Source organism: Roseibium aggregatum (assembly GCF_017309185.1).
In the GTDB taxonomy this organism is placed as follows: Bacteria; Pseudomonadota; Alphaproteobacteria; order Rhizobiales; family Stappiaceae; genus Roseibium; species Roseibium aggregatum_B.
Genome location: NZ_JAEKJZ010000005.1, coordinates 299,167 through 315,445, shown reverse-complemented (window position 1 = coordinate 315,445; position 16,279 = coordinate 299,167). Strand labels below are relative to the sequence as shown.

General features: G+C 60.3%; 17 protein-coding genes and 1 tRNA gene. 10 read left to right on the top strand and 8 right to left on the bottom strand.

Annotated features, from left to right (window positions below; genetic code table 11):
- Window positions 1–116: 116 nt before the first annotated feature.
- The 3 genes from JF539_RS21300 to JF539_RS21290 all read right to left on the bottom strand — a co-directional run bounded on the left by JF539_RS21300 (window position 117) and on the right by JF539_RS21290 (window position 1,420).
- Entirely contained in the window at window positions 117–647 is a 531-nt protein-coding gene (locus JF539_RS21300; protein WP_328809281.1) for a ClbS/DfsB family four-helix bundle protein, read from the bottom strand.
- 160 nt (window positions 648–807) lie between these two features.
- Window positions 808–883, bottom strand: a tRNA-Ala gene (locus JF539_RS21295).
- 150 nt (window positions 884–1,033) lie between these two features.
- The gene (locus tag JF539_RS21290; RefSeq protein WP_207142749.1) at window positions 1,034–1,420 is read right to left on the bottom strand and encodes a TIGR02300 family protein; all 387 of its coding nucleotides are present in this window, start codon (window positions 1,418–1,420) and stop codon (window positions 1,034–1,036) included.
- 225 nt (window positions 1,421–1,645) lie between these two features.
- Here JF539_RS21290 and aroA point away from each other — a divergent pair, with 225 nt between their 5' ends.
- The 3 genes from aroA (at window position 1,646) to rpsA (ending at window position 5,590) form a co-directional block, all read left to right on the top strand.
- Window positions 1,646–3,001, top strand: a complete 1,356-nt coding sequence (aroA, locus tag JF539_RS21285) for a 3-phosphoshikimate 1-carboxyvinyltransferase (RefSeq protein WP_207142748.1) — start codon at window positions 1,646–1,648, stop codon at window positions 2,999–3,001.
- Window positions 2,998–3,624: a (d)CMP kinase gene (gene cmk / locus JF539_RS21280; RefSeq protein WP_207142747.1), complete on the top strand. Its 627-nt coding sequence runs from the start codon at window positions 2,998–3,000 to the stop codon at window positions 3,622–3,624. Before aroA ends, cmk begins: the two co-directional genes overlap by 4 nt.
- A gap of 268 nt (window positions 3,625–3,892) precedes the next feature.
- Window positions 3,893–5,590 carry a 30S ribosomal protein S1 gene (gene rpsA / locus JF539_RS21275; RefSeq protein WP_207142746.1) on the top strand — a complete coding sequence of 566 codons (1,698 nt, stop codon included), beginning with the start codon at window positions 3,893–3,895 and terminating at the stop codon, window positions 5,588–5,590.
- A 104-nt stretch (window positions 5,591–5,694) separates the two neighbouring features.
- Here the strand turns inward: rpsA and JF539_RS21270 are convergent, their stop codons facing one another.
- Complete coding sequence (locus JF539_RS21270; protein ID WP_207142745.1) at window positions 5,695–7,629, bottom strand: FAD-binding monooxygenase; 1,935 nt, start codon at window positions 7,627–7,629, stop codon at window positions 5,695–5,697.
- A 222-nt stretch (window positions 7,630–7,851) separates the two neighbouring features.
- On the opposite strand from JF539_RS21270, the gene JF539_RS21265 reads away from it, so the two are divergent.
- A complete protein-coding gene (locus JF539_RS21265) occupies window positions 7,852–8,313 on the top strand; it encodes a MarR family winged helix-turn-helix transcriptional regulator (RefSeq protein WP_207142744.1) in 462 nt (153 codons plus the stop codon).
- A 34-nt stretch (window positions 8,314–8,347) separates the two neighbouring features.
- Here JF539_RS21265 and JF539_RS21260 read toward each other — a convergent pair whose 3' ends face one another.
- On the bottom strand, window positions 8,348–8,845 hold the full coding sequence (locus tag JF539_RS21260) for a nucleoside deaminase (protein ID WP_328809280.1): 498 nt from the start codon (window positions 8,843–8,845) through the stop codon (window positions 8,348–8,350).
- Between the two features lie 636 nt (window positions 8,846–9,481).
- On the opposite strand from JF539_RS21260, the gene JF539_RS21255 reads away from it, so the two are divergent.
- The 6 genes from JF539_RS21255 to JF539_RS21230 all read left to right on the top strand — a co-directional run bounded on the left by JF539_RS21255 (window position 9,482) and on the right by JF539_RS21230 (window position 13,961).
- Window positions 9,482–10,480 (top strand): isopenicillin N synthase family dioxygenase, encoded by a 999-nt coding sequence (locus tag JF539_RS21255; protein WP_207142742.1) that lies wholly within the window; start codon window positions 9,482–9,484, stop codon window positions 10,478–10,480.
- A gap of 190 nt (window positions 10,481–10,670) precedes the next feature.
- On the top strand, window positions 10,671–11,099 hold the full coding sequence (locus JF539_RS21250) for an FKBP-type peptidyl-prolyl cis-trans isomerase (protein WP_207142741.1): 429 nt from the start codon (window positions 10,671–10,673) through the stop codon (window positions 11,097–11,099).
- A 212-nt stretch (window positions 11,100–11,311) separates the two neighbouring features.
- On the top strand, window positions 11,312–12,298 hold the full coding sequence (gene sppA, locus JF539_RS21245) for a signal peptide peptidase SppA (protein ID WP_207142740.1): 987 nt from the start codon (window positions 11,312–11,314) through the stop codon (window positions 12,296–12,298).
- Window positions 12,299–12,313: 15 nt separating this feature from the next.
- On the top strand, window positions 12,314–12,613 hold the full coding sequence (gene ihfB, locus JF539_RS21240) for an integration host factor subunit beta (RefSeq protein WP_155191082.1): 300 nt from the start codon (window positions 12,314–12,316) through the stop codon (window positions 12,611–12,613).
- A gap of 59 nt (window positions 12,614–12,672) precedes the next feature.
- Window positions 12,673–13,041, top strand: a complete 369-nt coding sequence (locus JF539_RS21235; RefSeq protein WP_207142739.1) for a LapA family protein — start codon at window positions 12,673–12,675, stop codon at window positions 13,039–13,041.
- Between the two features lie 11 nt (window positions 13,042–13,052).
- The gene (locus JF539_RS21230; protein ID WP_207142738.1) at window positions 13,053–13,961 is read left to right on the top strand and encodes an ornithine cyclodeaminase; all 909 of its coding nucleotides are present in this window, start codon (window positions 13,053–13,055) and stop codon (window positions 13,959–13,961) included.
- Window positions 13,962–14,329: 368 nt separating this feature from the next.
- On the opposite strand, the gene JF539_RS21225 is transcribed toward JF539_RS21230, so the two are convergent.
- The 3 genes from JF539_RS21225 to trxA form a co-directional block, all read right to left on the bottom strand.
- Entirely contained in the window at window positions 14,330–14,935 is a 606-nt protein-coding gene (locus JF539_RS21225) for a trimeric intracellular cation channel family protein (RefSeq protein WP_207142737.1), read from the bottom strand.
- Window positions 14,936–15,094: 159 nt separating this feature from the next.
- Complete coding sequence (grpE, locus tag JF539_RS21220) at window positions 15,095–15,733, bottom strand: nucleotide exchange factor GrpE (protein WP_207142736.1); 639 nt, start codon at window positions 15,731–15,733, stop codon at window positions 15,095–15,097.
- Window positions 15,734–15,913: 180 nt separating this feature from the next.
- Entirely contained in the window at window positions 15,914–16,234 is a 321-nt protein-coding gene (gene trxA / locus JF539_RS21215) for a thioredoxin (RefSeq protein WP_207142735.1), read from the bottom strand.
- Window positions 16,235–16,279: the final 45 nt, after the last annotated feature.

The following is a 16,279-nucleotide window of genomic DNA, read 5'->3' as shown; positions in this document are numbered from 1 at the left end:
GCATCACGCGCCCGGCCAATCCAGGCGCATATTAACAAGGAGGCGGCGGCGCAGGAAAGTGTGACTCGATTTCTTCGCGAACCGGAATGGCGCGCAAGGACTTTTCGCCCAGGTCCCTAACAACGCTCTTTAAGCCAATTGCGGATGCGGCGTCTCGCGTTCCCATACGGGGAGGAGGTGTTGAACTGGATCATCCTGCCCTTGGTCCATTTGCCATACCAAGGCTGGCTGTAAAGCTCGTCATCGGAGAGCGCGGAAACGGTGGCGATCAGCCGATCCCTTGCTGCGGTCAGGCGCGCGAGCAACTCAGGCCAGTCGAGCGATGCGTAGTCACCACAAAACTTTTGAGCCAGCAGGCCGAGCTGGTTCCATTTGAAACCGGTTTCGGGAAAATCCACCGCCTCGCCCCGGTCGTCTTTCTCAAGCCATTTCAGAACGAGTTCGTTCCAGCCGAGGAGATAAGCGACCAGATCGGCAGGGCTCATCGCCGTTCCGGTGGCATGTCCCTTGAGCGAGGCTTCTCGCGCACGCTCTTCAGGTACCAGGCGGAGATCCGTCATCAGTTTTTCGAATGAAAATGAAATCGCGTCGAGAAGGTCGGCTTGGGATGCTGGTACGGCCATACCGGTGCCTTTCCGTTTCGCCACCGAGCGTCAATGCCCCGGCCTGACTTGCAAGTGGAATTCACCTCGGGGAACATAGCGTTCCCGCCAGGACATCTGCACGATCCAGAAAAACCCGGGAAAATTCGGTGCGGAAACGATGTTCGGTAAAAAGCGCTCAGCGCCGCGGACGGAAAAAGCGGAATGGTGGAGCCAAGGGGAATCGAACCCCTGACCTCTACAATGCCATTGTAGCGCTCTCCCAACTGAGCTATGGCCCCTAATTCCGTATGTGGCCGGGATGGGTCTCCGGCGCTGATGGAGGCGGAACATAGTCACACCGCCATCCAAGATCAAGCAGAAAATCGAAGAAAATTTCTGCGTCGTACAGGCAAGCGGACAGATCGAAAAATATCTGCCCGCTCAGATATTTACTGCTCGCTATCGTCTTCGATCTCGACGCGGATGCCCGGAACGGATTCCTCATCCTCGTCCTCGTCGTCCAGGAACACGTCGTCTTCGGACTCGTCGTCGTCGAGTTCGACTTCCTCGTCGTCCAGATCCGGGACGTCGTCGCCGCCTTCCGCTTCGGCGTCGGCCTCTTCCAGGGTCACGATTTCCGGCGCGGCGGCGTCCTCTTCCTCTTCGTCGTCTTCAGGCGTCTCTTCCACCTTGGCCGCCTTGGCGGTCCGAGAGGTCATGACCGCTTCGAAGATCGCGCCGCATTTCGGGCAAGTGATCGGGCTGCGGTTCAGATCGTAATATTTGGCGCCGCAGCTCGGGCACAGCCGCTTTGTGCCAAGTTCAGGTTTTGCCACCGTGCTCACCCTTCAATAGTTATCTGGCTGACTTTAGAATTTGTGGGCCGCCCCATAACGTCAAGCGGTGGCCCTGTCAAAGGCAAATCAGCGAAAAGTCCCGTCTCGTTCATTGTTCTGCATGTTGCGCGCGAAATTTCAAGCGCCGGAACAGATGACGAAGCCACATCCACATGATAGGACGTGACACCTTTTTTCAACCGTTCCAAGGTTCGGACATTCAAAATGTCAAACAATTCTGCGCCTTCTCCCCTGACCTCGGCGGCGGACGGCCCGCTTTCCGGCACGATCCGCGTGCCGGGCGACAAGTCCATTTCCCACAGATCCTTGATGTTCGGAACGCTCGCCATCGGGCGGACAACCGTCAAGGGACTGCTTGAATCGGAGGACGTGCTGGCGACCGGGGATGCCATGAGGGCGGTCGGCGCCACCATCGTCAGGCAGAAGGACGGATCCTACACCATCGACGGCATCGGCCTCGGCAGCCTTCTAGAGCCCGAGCATGTGATCGACTTCGGAAACGCCGGTACCGGCGTGCGCCTGACCATGGGCATTTTCGGCAGTCATAACATCGCGGCGACCTTCGTCGGCGACGCCTCGCTCTCCAAACGGCCGATGGGCCGGGTTCTCAACCCGTTGCGCGACATGGGCACCAACGTGATTGCCCGCGACGGAGACCGCCTGCCGGCCTCGATCAAGGGACCCGAACAGGCGCTGCCGCTCACGTACCGCGTACCGATGCCTTCCGCCCAGGTGAAGTCCGCGGTGTTGCTCGCTGGCCTGAACGCACCGGGCGAGACAACGGTGATCGAGCCGATCGCCACAAGGGACCACACGGAAAAAATGCTCAAAGGCTTCGGCGCGGAGATTTCCGTCAGCCTCAACGAGGCCGGCGAACGTGTCATCAGGCTGCAGGGACAGCCCGAGTTGAAACCGCAGGATATAGACGTCCCCGGCGATCCGTCCTCCGCCGCCTTTCCGCTTGTCGCCGCGCTGATCGTGCCCGGCTCCGACGTCACAATTGAAAACGTGCTCCTGAACGAACACCGTACCGGGCTGATAACAACGCTGATCGAGATGGGCGGGAACATCGAGATCGTCAACCGTCGCGAAACCGGCGGCGAGGAAGTCGGCGACCTGCGCGTCAAGGCGAGCCGTCTGAAGGGCATCACCGTGCCGGCCGAACGCGCGCCGTCGATGATCGACGAATATCCGGTGCTGGCCGTCGCGGCCGCCTTCGCGGAGGGCGACACCTTCATGCCCGGCCTGGACGAGTTGCGGGTGAAAGAGTCCGACCGGCTGGCGGCCGTGGCCAGAGGCCTTGAGGCCAACGGCATCGCCTGCGTGGAAACCGAAGACAGCCTGACGGTGACCGGCGGCGGCAACTCGATCGGCGGTGGCACGGTGGTCACCCATCTGGATCATCGCATCGCCATGTCCTTCCTGGTGCTCGGCATGGCTGCGCACAAGCCGGTGACTGTCGACGACGGCGCTGTAATCGCGACGAGTTTCCCGACCTTTACGGCCCTGTTCGAAGACCTTGGCGCGAAGATTTCCGCAAATACCAGCGAGGCGGCATGATCGTCGCCATCGATGGACCGGCCGCTTCCGGCAAGGGAACGCTCGCACGCCGCCTGGCCGACCATTTCGGCCTGCGCCATCTGGATACCGGCCTGACCTATCGGGCCGTCGCCGCGGCCCTGCTTGCCCAGGGGCTGCCTCTGGGCGACGAGGCGGTCGCCATCGAGATCGCCCGGAACCTCGACCTGGCGCAGATGGACAAATCCGTGCTTTCCGCGCACGAGATCGGCGAGGCGGCCTCACGGATCGCGGTGCTGGGTGGTTTGCGCGAGGAACTGGTCCGCCTGCAACGGAGCTTCGGAGACCTGCCGCCGGGCGCGGTTCTGGACGGGCGCGATATCGGCACCGTGGTCTGCCCGGACGCGACGGTCAAACTGTTCGTCACCGCCTCGCCGGAGGCGCGCGCGAGACGCCGCACCGACGAGATGCTTTCCAAGGGACAGGAGGCGAATTACGCCTCCGTTCTGGAAGACTTGAAGCGCCGGGACGAGCGCGACAGCAAAAGAACCGTGGCGCCGATGAAACAAGCCGACGATGCGGTCTTGCTTGATACGACAGAAATGGATATAGAGACCGCGTTCCAGGCGGCTGTGGATATCATTTCCCGCGCCAAAGATACGTAACGGTTCTGGGGCTCACCCTTGGTGTGCCCCTGTTTGCGTATTTTGAACGGATCGGGCCTTTTGGCCGCGTGTTCTTTTTAAAGAGTGCGAAAAATTCGGCAGGACGTTGTTATCGCGTCCTGTGACGAGACCGGATTTTCCGTCTCCCGCCCCGCCGGCCCGCTTTTCGAAGCGGCAGGATCAGCGCAAAGCGCGATCCCGGGAGAAGGTCAGTCCGGAGTGCAACACCAACCCGCCGGCGGCGCGCCTGAAGGCGCCAGGAGAATTAATGTCTGATTTCAATCCCTCCACCGAGGATTTCGCGGCTCTTCTCGAAGAGTCCTTCGTCCAGAACGACCTTTACGAAGGTGCCGTTGTCAAAGGCACCGTCGTCGCCATCGAAAAAGACCTGGCCGTCATCGACGTCGGCCTGAAAGTTGAAGGCCGTGTGCCGCTGAAGGAATTCGGCGCCAAGGGCCGCGACGGCGAAATGGGTGTCGGCGACGAAGTTGAAGTTTACCTGGAGCGCGTCGAAAACGCTCTCGGCGAAGCCGTTCTGTCGCGCGAAAAAGCCCGCCGCGAAGAAAGCTGGGTCCGCCTTGAGGTCGCTTTTGAAGCGAATGAAAAGGTCAACGGCCAGATCTTCAACCAGGTCAAGGGCGGCTTCACCGTCGATCTGGACGGCGCCGTGGCCTTCCTGCCGCGGTCCCAGGTCGATATTCGTCCGGTCCGCGACGTGACCCCGCTGATGCACACCCCGCAGCCGTTCCAGATCCTGAAGATGGACAAGCGCCGCGGCAACATCGTCGTGTCCCGCCGCGTGGTCCTGGAAGAGACCCGCGCCGAACAGCGCTCCGAGCTCGTCCAGAGCCTGGAAGAAGGTCACACCGTGGAAGGCGTCGTCAAGAACATCACCGACTACGGTGCGTTCGTCGACCTCGGCGGCATCGACGGTCTGCTGCACGTCACCGACATCGCGTGGCGCCGCATCAACCATCCGTCGGAAGTTCTCACCATCGGCCAGACCGTCAAGGTGCAGATCATCCGCGTCAACCAGGAAACGCATCGCATCAGCCTGGGCATGAAGCAGCTCGAAACCGATCCGTGGGACGGCATCGAGGCGAAATACCCGCTGGAAGCGAAGTTCACCGGCCGCGTGACCAACATCACCGACTACGGTGCGTTCGTGGAACTGGAGCCGGGCATCGAAGGCCTGATCCACGTTTCCGAAATGTCCTGGACCAAGAAGAACGTCCATCCGGGCAAGATCGTTTCCACCTCTCAGGAAGTGGAAGTGATGATCCTGGAAGTAGATCCGGTCAAGCGCCGCATCTCGCTCGGCCTCAAGCAGACCCTGCAGAACCCGTGGGATGCGTTCGCCGAACAGTTCCCGATCGGCACGGAAGTCGAAGGCGAAGTCAAGAACAAGACCGAATTCGGCCTGTTCATCGGCCTCGACGGCGATGTGGACGGCATGGTCCACCTCTCCGACCTCGACTGGAACCGTCCGGGCGAGCAGGTCATCGAGGAGTACAAGAAGGGCGACATGGTCAAGGCCGTCGTTCTCGATGTGGATGTCGACAAGGAGCGTATCTCGCTCGGCATCAAGCAGCTCACCGGTGACCCGATGGAATCGGGTGCCGCTGGCGAGATCCGCAAGAACTCTGTCGTGACCTGTGAAGTCATCGAGATCAAGGACGGCGGCCTGGAAGTCAAGATCGCAGACAGCGACCTGACCGCCTTCGTCCGCCGTGCGGACCTCTCCCGCGATCGCGACGAACAGCGTCCGGAGAAATTCTCCGTCGGCGACAAGTTCGATGCCCGCATCACCCAGTTCGACAAGAAGACCCGCAAGGTTTCCGCGTCCATCAAGGCCCTGGAAATCGCCGAAGAGAAGGAAGCTGTCGCTCAGTACGGCTCCTCCGACAGCGGCGCCTCCCTTGGCGACATCCTGGGTGCGGCCCTGAAGCAGGCCGGCGACGAATAAGACTTCGGTCCTTCAAGCAAACGAAACGCGAAAGCCCGGCGGAAACGCCGGGCTTTCTTTTGTTGGTTTCTCTTTTCCGAACGCGTTCGATGGAACTTCCGCGTTCAGTCTCTTTTCCGCAGAAGCGGTGCAAAGAAGGTAGAGAGCGCCTCATGGCCGCCAAGCGGCAGGACGTCGGCGACATATTGGTCCGGCCGGACCACAACCATGCAGCCCCGGTTGCGATCAATGCCCCGGGCCTCGAAAATGTCGCAACCGCCCTTCAGGTCAGGGCAGAACATTTTTTCGTAGTCCCGTAATGCGTACCGGCCTTTGGCTGGAAGCAGGAATGGGTGCATCGCTTCCAGGACAAGCTCACGGTGAGGCTGTTGGAATACGGCCCGCACATCAATGACCGCGTCGATATCCTCACCGGCCGCGGTATGGCGGACGACCGGCGACTTCGCGGAGTTCTGAAGAAAATCACACAGGGCGTGAATGCCGGAGTCCGGGGCTGCCGGATCGCCGCGGCCCGCAAAGGCGAAGATCCGCCAACGGCCATCCGCCTTGAAGGTGTGTCCGAGATGAACGGGTTTGCCATCGGCCATCCGGATCACGGGCGCCGAATGAAACCGCATCCCGATTGGGTATCCCCTGGCGAGATCCTGATGCTTTCCTTCGCCGGTCAGGACGGACGGCCGGTATCTGGCGGCGGTGCCTGCGGTATAGCGGCCGTGCTGCACGAAGTATTTCTGGACTTCCGCCGGTTCCACGCCGTCCGGATTTTCGTCAGACTTCAGCGGCGCGCTGAGCATCGCGGCCCATTCGCGGTCGAAATCGATCAAAGTCTGCGCGATGTTCTGCCGCTCTTCGGAATAGGTTTTCAGGATTTCCGGCTCGCTTTTGCCCTGAAGCACATGGGCGAGCTTCCAGCCCAGATTGAATGTGTCCTGCATGGAGACATTCATGCCCTGGCCGGCTTTGGGGCTGTGCGTGTGGCAGGCGTCTCCGGCAATGAAGACATGGGGAAGACGCCCGTCCGCGTCGCCGTCCGTTCTGTCGTCGAAGCCGTTGCAGATCCGCTGCCCGATTTCGTAGACCGACCACCAGGCGACCTCCTTCACGTCCAGCGCATAAGGGTGGAGAATACGCTGCGCGGCAGCGACCAACTGCTCGATCGTAATGTTGCGGTTTCCGACCCGCTCGTTTTCATTGAGCTTGTCGAGTTCGACGTAGATGCGAACAAGATAGCCACCCTCGCGCGGGATGATCAGAATGCTGCCTTCTTCCGCCGACTGAACAAGCGACTTGAAGCGGATGTCCGGAAAGTCGGTAACGGCGAGAACATCCATGACCCCCCAGGCCTGGTTGGCCGAGTCGCCCTTGAGGTCCCGGCCGAGGGACTTGCGGACGGTGCTGCGCGCGCCGTCGCAGCCGACCACATATTTAGCCCTGACCGTCTCGACCTCACCCTCGTGACCCGGGTCGTCGCGCTCGAGCCACACGGTGACGGGATGGGACAGGTTGCCGCAGCCGGTATCGACCTTCAGGTCCATGACCCTCCTGGAGTAGTTCGGCTCCAGACGGTTCCGCGCGTTCTTCATGATTTCGAGATAGAAATCGTGCACACGGGCCTGGTTCAGGATCACATGCGGGAACTCCGACAAACCGTCTTCCACATCCTGAACCCAGCCGCTGCGCGCAATATTCCCGGCCGTCTTCGGGTCCGGTTTCCAGAATGTCGTTTCGTTCACCCAGTAAGCCTCTCGCGCCACCCGCCCGGCAAAACCGAAGGCCTGGAACATTTCCATGGTCCGGCAGGCGATGCCGTCCGCCTGTCCCAGTTTCAAAGGGCCGGGTTTCCGGTCGACGATGCGGGTGCGGATTTCAGGAAAAGCCGCCAACTGGGCGGCAAGGGTCAGACCGGCCGGACCGCACCCGACGATCAGGACATCTACCTCTTCAGGCAGATTACCGGTATTGGCCAGGGCGCCGCCGCGTTCGCTCGGGCTGTGCATGTCAGGGTCGCCCACCCTGAAACCGTCTAGATGAAATTGCATGGACCGTCTCCTCCGCTGGTCGTCTTTCACGTGCCGACCGTCTTCCGCGCTTCGGCGCGATCCACCGCCCCGGCTAGAAGGTCGGTGGTTCTCCTCCGGCAACCGCCTTTCGATTTCGAACTTCATCCGCACGATGCTAAAAGGTCATCGTCGAACAGGATATTTAATCAGCATACTGATAATCAGCATGCTGTCAATTTGGCATTGTGGCCGGAGAACGCGATGAAAGACATCAAGGAGATGCCGGGACACCTGGTGCGGAGACTGCAGCAAATTGCCGTTGCGGTTTTCCACTCGGAGATCGAGCCGACCGGGTTCGACATCACACCCGTGCAATATGCCGCTCTGTCGACCGTTAAAACCAATGCCGGCATTGATCAGGTTACCCTGGCCGGCCTGATCGCCTACGACAGAACGACGATTGCCGGGGTGGTGGACCGGCTTGTCCAAAAAGGATTGCTCTCGCGCGAGGTCAGCGAGAAGGATCGCCGCGCCAGACTGCTGCGCATCACGGAAGCCGGGGACGTGGCGCTCGCAAAGCTGACGCCCGCCGTCCTGAACGCCCAGAAGGTGATGCTCAGCGGACTGGAGGAGGAAGAAGCTGCGGAACTCCTGCGCCTGTTGCACAAGGCGACCGCGGCGCTCAACGATCACAGCCGTGCGCCGCTCAAGACCCGGAGCTAGCGCGACCGACGCGTTCCGGCCAATACCATCCGCTTCAGCTTTCGGACCAGAAACCGTCCTGCAGCGCCGCCGCTTCGTCTTCCAGAAGCGGTCCAACCACATCCACCGGCCTCTGGCCGGCGGAAAACACGATGCGGCAGGGGAGATCAAGCGTCGGGTTTTCCGCGTGATCGCCGGTTTGATCCTTCAACGCTTTTTCCGTCTGGCCGAACACCACCCGGCCGATCCCGCTCCAGTAGATGGCGCCGGAACACATGGCACAGGGTTCCGCGGACGTGTAAAGAGTGCAGCCGGCCAGAAAGTCCGGCCGCCAGCGCTTGCTGGCCCGCGTCGCCAGAAGCCTTTCCGCGTGGGCGGTCATGTCCTGCCCCTCCGCCGTATAGCCGTTTCCCTGCTCCATCAGGATCTCGCCGTTCGGTCCGGCAAGCAGACTTCCAAAGGGATGGTCGCCGGCCTCCTTCGACTGTCGCGCGATGTCGAAGGCCCTGCGCAAAAGCGCGATATCACGGTCTTTCCGAGTGGCCTGTGTCACGGTCTTATTCCTCTCCTGCAATTTTTGGAAACTTAGAGGGAGGTCGCTGGAAAGGCTCCGTCAGTTTGAACGGAAACCGTTCAAAGCCTTGGTCAAATAAAGAGCAGATGCGGAAATGTTGCGCGTGCGCGAGCTGTTCCATCCGTTTCCTGCCTGCCTTTTCTTGACAAACGCCTGTCCGTGACTTCCCCTAGCTGGCGAGTAGAAGCGGTAGAGCCAAACGGCTCGGACAATTGCTCATCTTATACGATCTTTCAGGCATCGTCGGCCCGGACTTGGGTCCAACCGTGCGGATCAGGAGATGACGCTGATGACCGTCCTGGATTTCGCTCCCGCAGCTCACAGGACTTCCAGAGGAAAACAGCCGGAAAAGAAATACGGCGATGCGCCAATGCCCTGTTTGACGGCAAGCCTTCTGGCGTTGCCGCGACCTTGGCAGAGAGTGGAGTTGACCGCGTTTGTCCGGGCCCGCACCGCCCGGACTGGAGAGCCGGTTTCGCGTCTGGGTACCGCAAAACCGGCCGGAATTTGGAGTAGAAGCTGGCAGTGCCCTGGCGGCACGGGTCATTGCTCCCGGACCCCGTTCCCGGGTGTCGTCTTTTATGGCGCCTGGTGTCATTCAAGGAGAAGGGACTTATGAACACTTCCACATCTTACGGCCTTGCCGAACTGGAAAAGGAAAAAGGCATCGGCGGCGTTGGCGAAACGGTCGACCGCGACATCCCGCAGATCGACATGTCGGACTTCTTTTCCCGCAAGGCTGACATCACCGAAGAGCTTTGGACCGCAGCAACCGAAATCGGCTTCTTTCAGCTCACCAATCACGGCATTCCTCAGGACCTGATCGACGAGGCCTTCCGCCTCTCCGCGGCTTTCTTCGACCTGCCTTTCGAAACGAAGGAAAAATATCCGCTGAAACCCGGCACGAACGCGGGCTGGGAATTCAAGGCGCAGGTGCGCCCGTCCACCGGTACGGCGGACCAGAAGGAAAGCTATCAAATCACCCTGCCGCGCATGAAGGAACTCTGGCCGACCGGCGAGGAGATTTCCGGTTTCAAGGCGACCACGCTGGCCTTCGAGCGGCACAATTGGGCTCTGGCCATGAAGGTGCTATCCTGCTTCGCGGACAAGCTGAGCTTTCCGCCGGACTTCTTCACCGACGGCCACGATCCGTTGAGACCGGAATACCAGTCCACCCTGCGGCTGATCCACTATCTCGGCATGGAGGACGCCAAGCCCGAGGATTTCAAGTTCTGGCGGGCCGGCGCCCACACTGATTTCGACTGCCTGACGCTGCTTCACCAGAAGGCGGGTCAGGGCGGTCTTCAGCTTTGCCCCGGCAAGGACAGCGAAGGCCGGGCGATCGCCTGGACCGACGTACCGCCGCTGGAAGGCGTGATTACCTGCAATATCGGCGACATGCTGATGCGCTGGTCGGACGACAAGCTTCTGTCCAACCTGCACCGGGTGCGCATGCCCAAGCCGGGCGAATATCTCGGGCCACGATACTCCATCGCCTATTTCGCCCAGGCCAACATGGACACGGTGCTGGCCGGCCCTGAAGGCAAGTACGAGCCGATGACGGCCCATGACTACATCCAGATGCGCCTGGGCGCGAATTTCGGCAAAAAGTAGCCCACCCTGCTTTCCGCCGGAACGTGAACCGCGGCTTCCAGGCCGCGGTTCACGCGTGCCCCTCAGCCCGGCCCAGCCGCGCTCCCCTTTACATTTGGCTTATCTGCTTTAGTCTGCCGCGTTACGACGAGCACCCGCGAGATTTTTTGCGGCCTCAAAACTCACTCCCAGACAGAATTGCGATACGCCCATGACCGAAGCCAAAAGCGGCGACACGGTTCGCCTTCATTATAAGGGCACGCTGGACGACGGCTCTGTTTTCGACAGTTCGGAAGGCGGGGAGCCCCTGGAGTTCACGGTCGGCTCCGGTCAGATCATTCCCGGTCTCGACCAGGCTATCCCCGGCATGAAGGTCGGCGATGAGAAGACGGTGCGGATTGAGCCGCAAGACGCCTATGGGCCGCACAACCCGGACGCTCAGCAGTCGATCCCCCGCTCGAACGTGCCGGAAGACCTGCCGCTCGAAGTCGGCCTTCAGTTGCAGGCACAGACCGAAAACGGTGAAACCATGCGCGTGACGGTCGTCGGGTTCAGCGACGACGAGATCGTTCTGGACGCCAACCACCCGCTGGCGGGCAAGGTTCTGACCTTCGAGATTCAGATCACCGGGATCAACTGAACCGCCCGAGATTCGAGGCCTTCTGCAGTCTCTGGCGCTTGAACAGCCCGGCCGGTCTCCGAAAAGGGCCGGGCTTTTCAAGATTTTCCCGGGCATGCGCGAAACTGCCGCAATCCTGTGCCACAGCTGCAATAAGCAATTGCATTTGTTCAGACAGTCACCCTATGTAGGTTCCTGGTTTAAAATCCAACATATCCGGAGACACGCTCATCATGGCTGTTGACGTCGACACGCTCGTGGACAGGCGGCGCCTGCGCCGAAAAGTGACCTTCTGGCGGATCGCGACCTTCGTCGTTATCGCAGTGGCGCTTGTCAGCGCGCTTCTCTACGTGTCCGGCGTCTCCGAACTCTCCAAGCGGTCGCCCCATATCGCACGCATCCCCATCGAAGGGGTCATCCTGGACAACCGCGAAACGCTCAAAATGATCCAGAAGATCGCCAAGGCGGACGCGGTCAAGGGCGTCGTCATCTCGATCAACTCACCGGGTGGCAGCACGACCGGCGGCGAAGCGATCTATCACGCCCTGCGCGAATTGTCGGACAAGAAGCCGCTCGTCGCGGAAATCCGCACCATCGGCACTTCGGCCGGCTATATGGTGGCGCTCGCCTCCGATCACGTGGTCGCGAGATACAACACGATCACCGGGTCGATCGGCGTCCTGTTCCAGTTCGGCAACATTCACAAGCTCCTGGAGACCGTCGGCGTCGAAATGGAGGCCGTGAAAAGCGCGCCCTTGAAAGCCGAACCGGACTTCTACTCGGCGACCACGCCGGAAGCCCGGGCCATGCTCGGCACTTTGGTCAACGACTCCTACGACTGGTTCGTCAGCCTGGTCGCAGAGCGGCGTGCGCTCGATCCCGCCAAGGCCAAGGAGCTTTCAGACGGCCGTATCCTCACCGGCCACAGAGCGCTTTCCGAGAAGCTGATTGACGAGATCGGCGGGGAGGACAAGGCCATCGCCTGGCTCGAAAAAGAAAAGGGCGTGGCCGAGGATCTTCCCGTGGTCACCTGGAAAACGAATGAAAACGTCGATGAACTTCCCTTCTCCTCGCGCGTCTCCCGGGAGTTCGGCAAGGGGATCGGATCGGTGCTTCTAGATCCTATTAATGATGCTAAGGGGCTGATTCCTCGAGGTCTTATGCTTGACGGGCTCGTATCCGTTTGGCAGGCTTCGGATGCGGCAGACAAAAATCGTTAAACGAGGGGGCATTTCATGATCAAATCCGAGCTTGTCCAGCACATTGCTGAGCAAAACCCGCATCTTTATCAGCGGGACGTTGAGAACATTGTCAACGCCATTCTGGACGAAATCACGGAAGCCCTCATGCGCGGCGATCGTGTCGAGTTGCGCGGTTTCGGCGCCTTTTCGGTCAAGAACCGCCCGGCCCGCGTCGGCCGCAATCCCCGCACCGGCCAGAAAGTGGAAGTGGACGAGAAATTCGTGCCCTTCTTCAAAACCGGTAAGGAAATGCGTATACGTTTGAACGACGGTGTGGACCACGGCGACGACTGACCGTCCGCCTCGCATTTCCGCACCAACCGAGTTTCGACTGACTGTTCCGGGAGATCCACGTGACCCGCTTCATCAAGAATATCATATTGTTCGCGATCGCGGTGGTGCTCGTTTCCTTGTCGGTCGCCAACCGGCACACGGTGTCTCTGGCACTCAATCCGTTCGATCCTCAGGACCCGCGCCTGACCATTTCCGCAATACCGCTGTTCTGGATATTTTTCGCCAGTCTGGGCGCCGGCATAATCGTCGGCGGTCTCGCAACCTGGATGGTGCAGGGGCGCTGGCGCAAGGAAGCGCGCAGCAAACGCCGCGAAGCCGACAAATGGCACAAGGAAGCCGACCAGCTTCGTGAGATCCAATCGGCGAGCCTGCCGGCCGCCGGAGCAGCAAAGGGACTGCCGCACCCCGACAAACGATCGGCCGCGTAGTCATGTAGGGCATGAGGATCATTTCGAGCGATGAGGTTGATGCCTGTCTCGAAGACAGGGCCGTTCTCGAAACGCTGCGAAAGGCCTTCCGCTCCAGTTTGATCGCGCCTGCGGTTCCCGATTGCAGAATTGAGAGACTCAACGGGCTCTCCGGAAACTTCTCGTTCCAACCGGCGTGGTCCGATTTTGCCGGGCAACGGGACGTCGGCCGGGGCTATGTCGGTTGCAGTCTGGTGCTCGACCTGCCGGAAGCGCCCGGCCGCTCCTCAAGCCTGTACATCCTTTTCTCCGGCTCCGGCGGTCAACCGATCGCCATGATCGACGGCATGCGGCTGACCATCTGGCGCCGGGCGGGACTGCATGCGCTTGCAGCCGCCTATCTGTCGCGCGAAGATACGTCACGACTTCTTGTCATCGGCGAAACTCCGCAATTGCCAAGGCTTTTGTCGGCTTATCTGACGGTTCGCAGGATCAACTCGATCCTGCTTGCCGGTGCCGGCCGGGACACCTTGAAAAAACTGTCCGGGCTCCCCGCCCTGTCCGGGGTTCACATCGGCGTCACCGAAAATATCCAGGAAGCCCAGGACGGAGCCGACATGATCTGCATCGCCGGTCCGGAGAGCAATCCGGGCCAGGTCCACGCGCTCGACCGTCTCGACCCGCCCGCGGGCTGTCACATCGACGTTCTCGACCGCAACGCAAATCTTCCAGGGGAGCTTCTGCAGGAAGCCCGGCTGTTTTCCTCCGATCTTTCGGACCCGCCCGACCCCGATCTGGAATGGGCCGCGGACCTGAAGGATCTCACCCAGGGAAACAAGGCCGGGCGGAGATATTACGGGCAACGAACTCTCTATCTTCCGGGTCGCCGGTCCGGCCTTGCCGACCACGCGCTGGCCGCACACGTTTTTTTGAGAACGTGACTTCTGGAATCCGCCGCGGAAAATCCCATATTAACGCTTAGCTGGGGTGAGGCTTCGGAAGCGTAAGGCTTAAAAAGACTGCCGGTCAGCTTGCAAGCTGATCCTGCGACCACTTTCCCAGTAATTTAATGGAAAAGGAGTGAGACATGCTCACGACGCTTGCCTATTCGGCAAGCCTGCCGGCGATCGCGCTCGGACTGATTTATTACGTGTCCGCGACGTCCGGGCTTGTGTATTAAGCCAAGGCTCAGGAAATTCGGAGAGACTCTTCCGAACACAAAAAGCCGGTTCTTATCGAACCGGCTTTTTGTGTATAGAGCAAATCGAGTTTCAGAGTCGTTCGTACGAAGTTAACGGGCCGAGAGAACTCAGTTTTTCCTGGTGTAGCCGGGCAAAGTCCAGCCTTGTTGAATGGCTCCGCCCCGCAACACCAGCGCGAGCGTCGCGGAAACCACAGCAGCGGCAAGGTCAGGCACGCCCAACCGCACCAGCACGACGTAACAGCCGGCCCCTGCAAAGGCCGCGCTGACATAGATTTCCGCTTTGACGATCGAGGACGGTTCCCGGGCAAGGGTATCGCGCAAGACACCGCCGAATGTCGCTGTTGAGACACCCATCAGGATTGCCACGAGCACCGTATCACCCACGGCGAGCGCCTTGGCCGCTCCCATAACGCAATAGGCCGATATTCCGATGGCGTCCGCCCATCGCAAAGGTTTGGAAAGTTGTTCGATCCTGTCGGCGAAAAACCATACGACGATGCTGACGACCAGGCAGACCAAAAGGTAAGTCTCGTTTTCGACCCAGAAAACCGGAACGCCCAGCAGCAGATCCCGGAGAGTACCGCCGCCAATGCCTGTAAGCGTTGCGAAAAACAGAAAGGCGACAAAGTCGAGCTGTTTGCGGGAGGCGACGATCCCACCGGTCACGGCGAAAATCGCCACTCCGAGATAATCCAATACCTGCAGAAACATTCGCCTGCCCTTGCACTCCGGTGCGTTGTCGCGCCGCTTGTTCCTTGTTCATATTTGGTCTGGCCGCGCCGACAAGCAAATTTACAGATGCCGCACCAAAAAGCCGGCCCGAATGAAATCAGGCCGGCTTCTTGAGACTTACCAACTCGTCTGGCGATGTCAGGCGTTCTTGTCGACCGTCTGCCCCGCCTCGGCGGCACTTTCGGTTTGCGGCTGCGGAGCTTCCTTCGGACCGCCCTTGGAGACGCCGACCATGGCCGGGCGCAAGACCCGCTCGCCGATGACATAACCGGCCTGCATGACCTGAACGACCGTGTTGTTCGGCACTTCGGTGTTCGGAACCTCGAACATGGCCTGATGGAAATTCGGATCGAATTTCTGGCCTTCCGGGGTCAGTTTCCTGACGCCGTTCTTTTCAAGCTGATTGAGCAGATCGCGCTCGATCATCTCGACGCCCTCGATCAGCGATGCGATGCCGGCATCCGCGTTCCTGCGGTCGTCTTCCGGCAGGGCCTCCAGGGCCCGGCGCAGGTTGTCGGAGACGGTGAGCATGTCCCGCGCGAAACCGGACACCGCATACTGGCGGGCGTCCTTGATTTCCTTTTCCGTACGGCGGCGCAGATTTTCCATCTCCGCCATGGTCCGCAGGGCACGGTCCCTCAACTCTTCGTTTTCAGCTTTCAGAACCTCGATCGGATCCAACGCGGTCTCCGCGCCGGCATCCTGCTGTGCCGATGCCTCGGCTCCGGAGGTCGCATCCACCGGCTGTTCTTCCGGGGTATTGTTTTCGTCGCTCATGAATGTTCCGTTTGGCTCAGATGGCTCAGACTGTTCGCCGATGCTTATAAGTCGTGTTACGGGCTTTTTCAAAGAGCATCGGCGGACAAGCGCGCGCTTATCCGCCGGATACACTCCCATGACCCGCCAAGCTTAAGGCAATTCGCATGCCCTGGGCATGCGAACCGGCGGCGAACGCCGTCAGAGGGCGCTCTTGATCCAGTCGGCCAGTTTGCCTTTCGGAGCCGCGCCGACCTGGGTGGCCATGGGCTCGCCGCCCTTGAACAGGATCAGCATCGGAATGGACCGGACGCCGTATTTCATGGCCATGTCCTGGTTCTCGTCGATGTTGAGCTTGGTGATTTTCACCTGGCCGTCCATCTCCTCGGAAATTTCCTCAAGAGCCGGAGCGATCATCTTACAGGGACCGCACCACTCGGCCCAGAAATCGACCACGACCGGGCTGTCGGAGTTCAGGACTTCTTCGCTGAAGGAAGCGTCGGTAACTTGTGTGGTTGCCATAACAGGATCTCGCGTTTGTCGTCTTCGCGCCTGCCCTATGCAAGC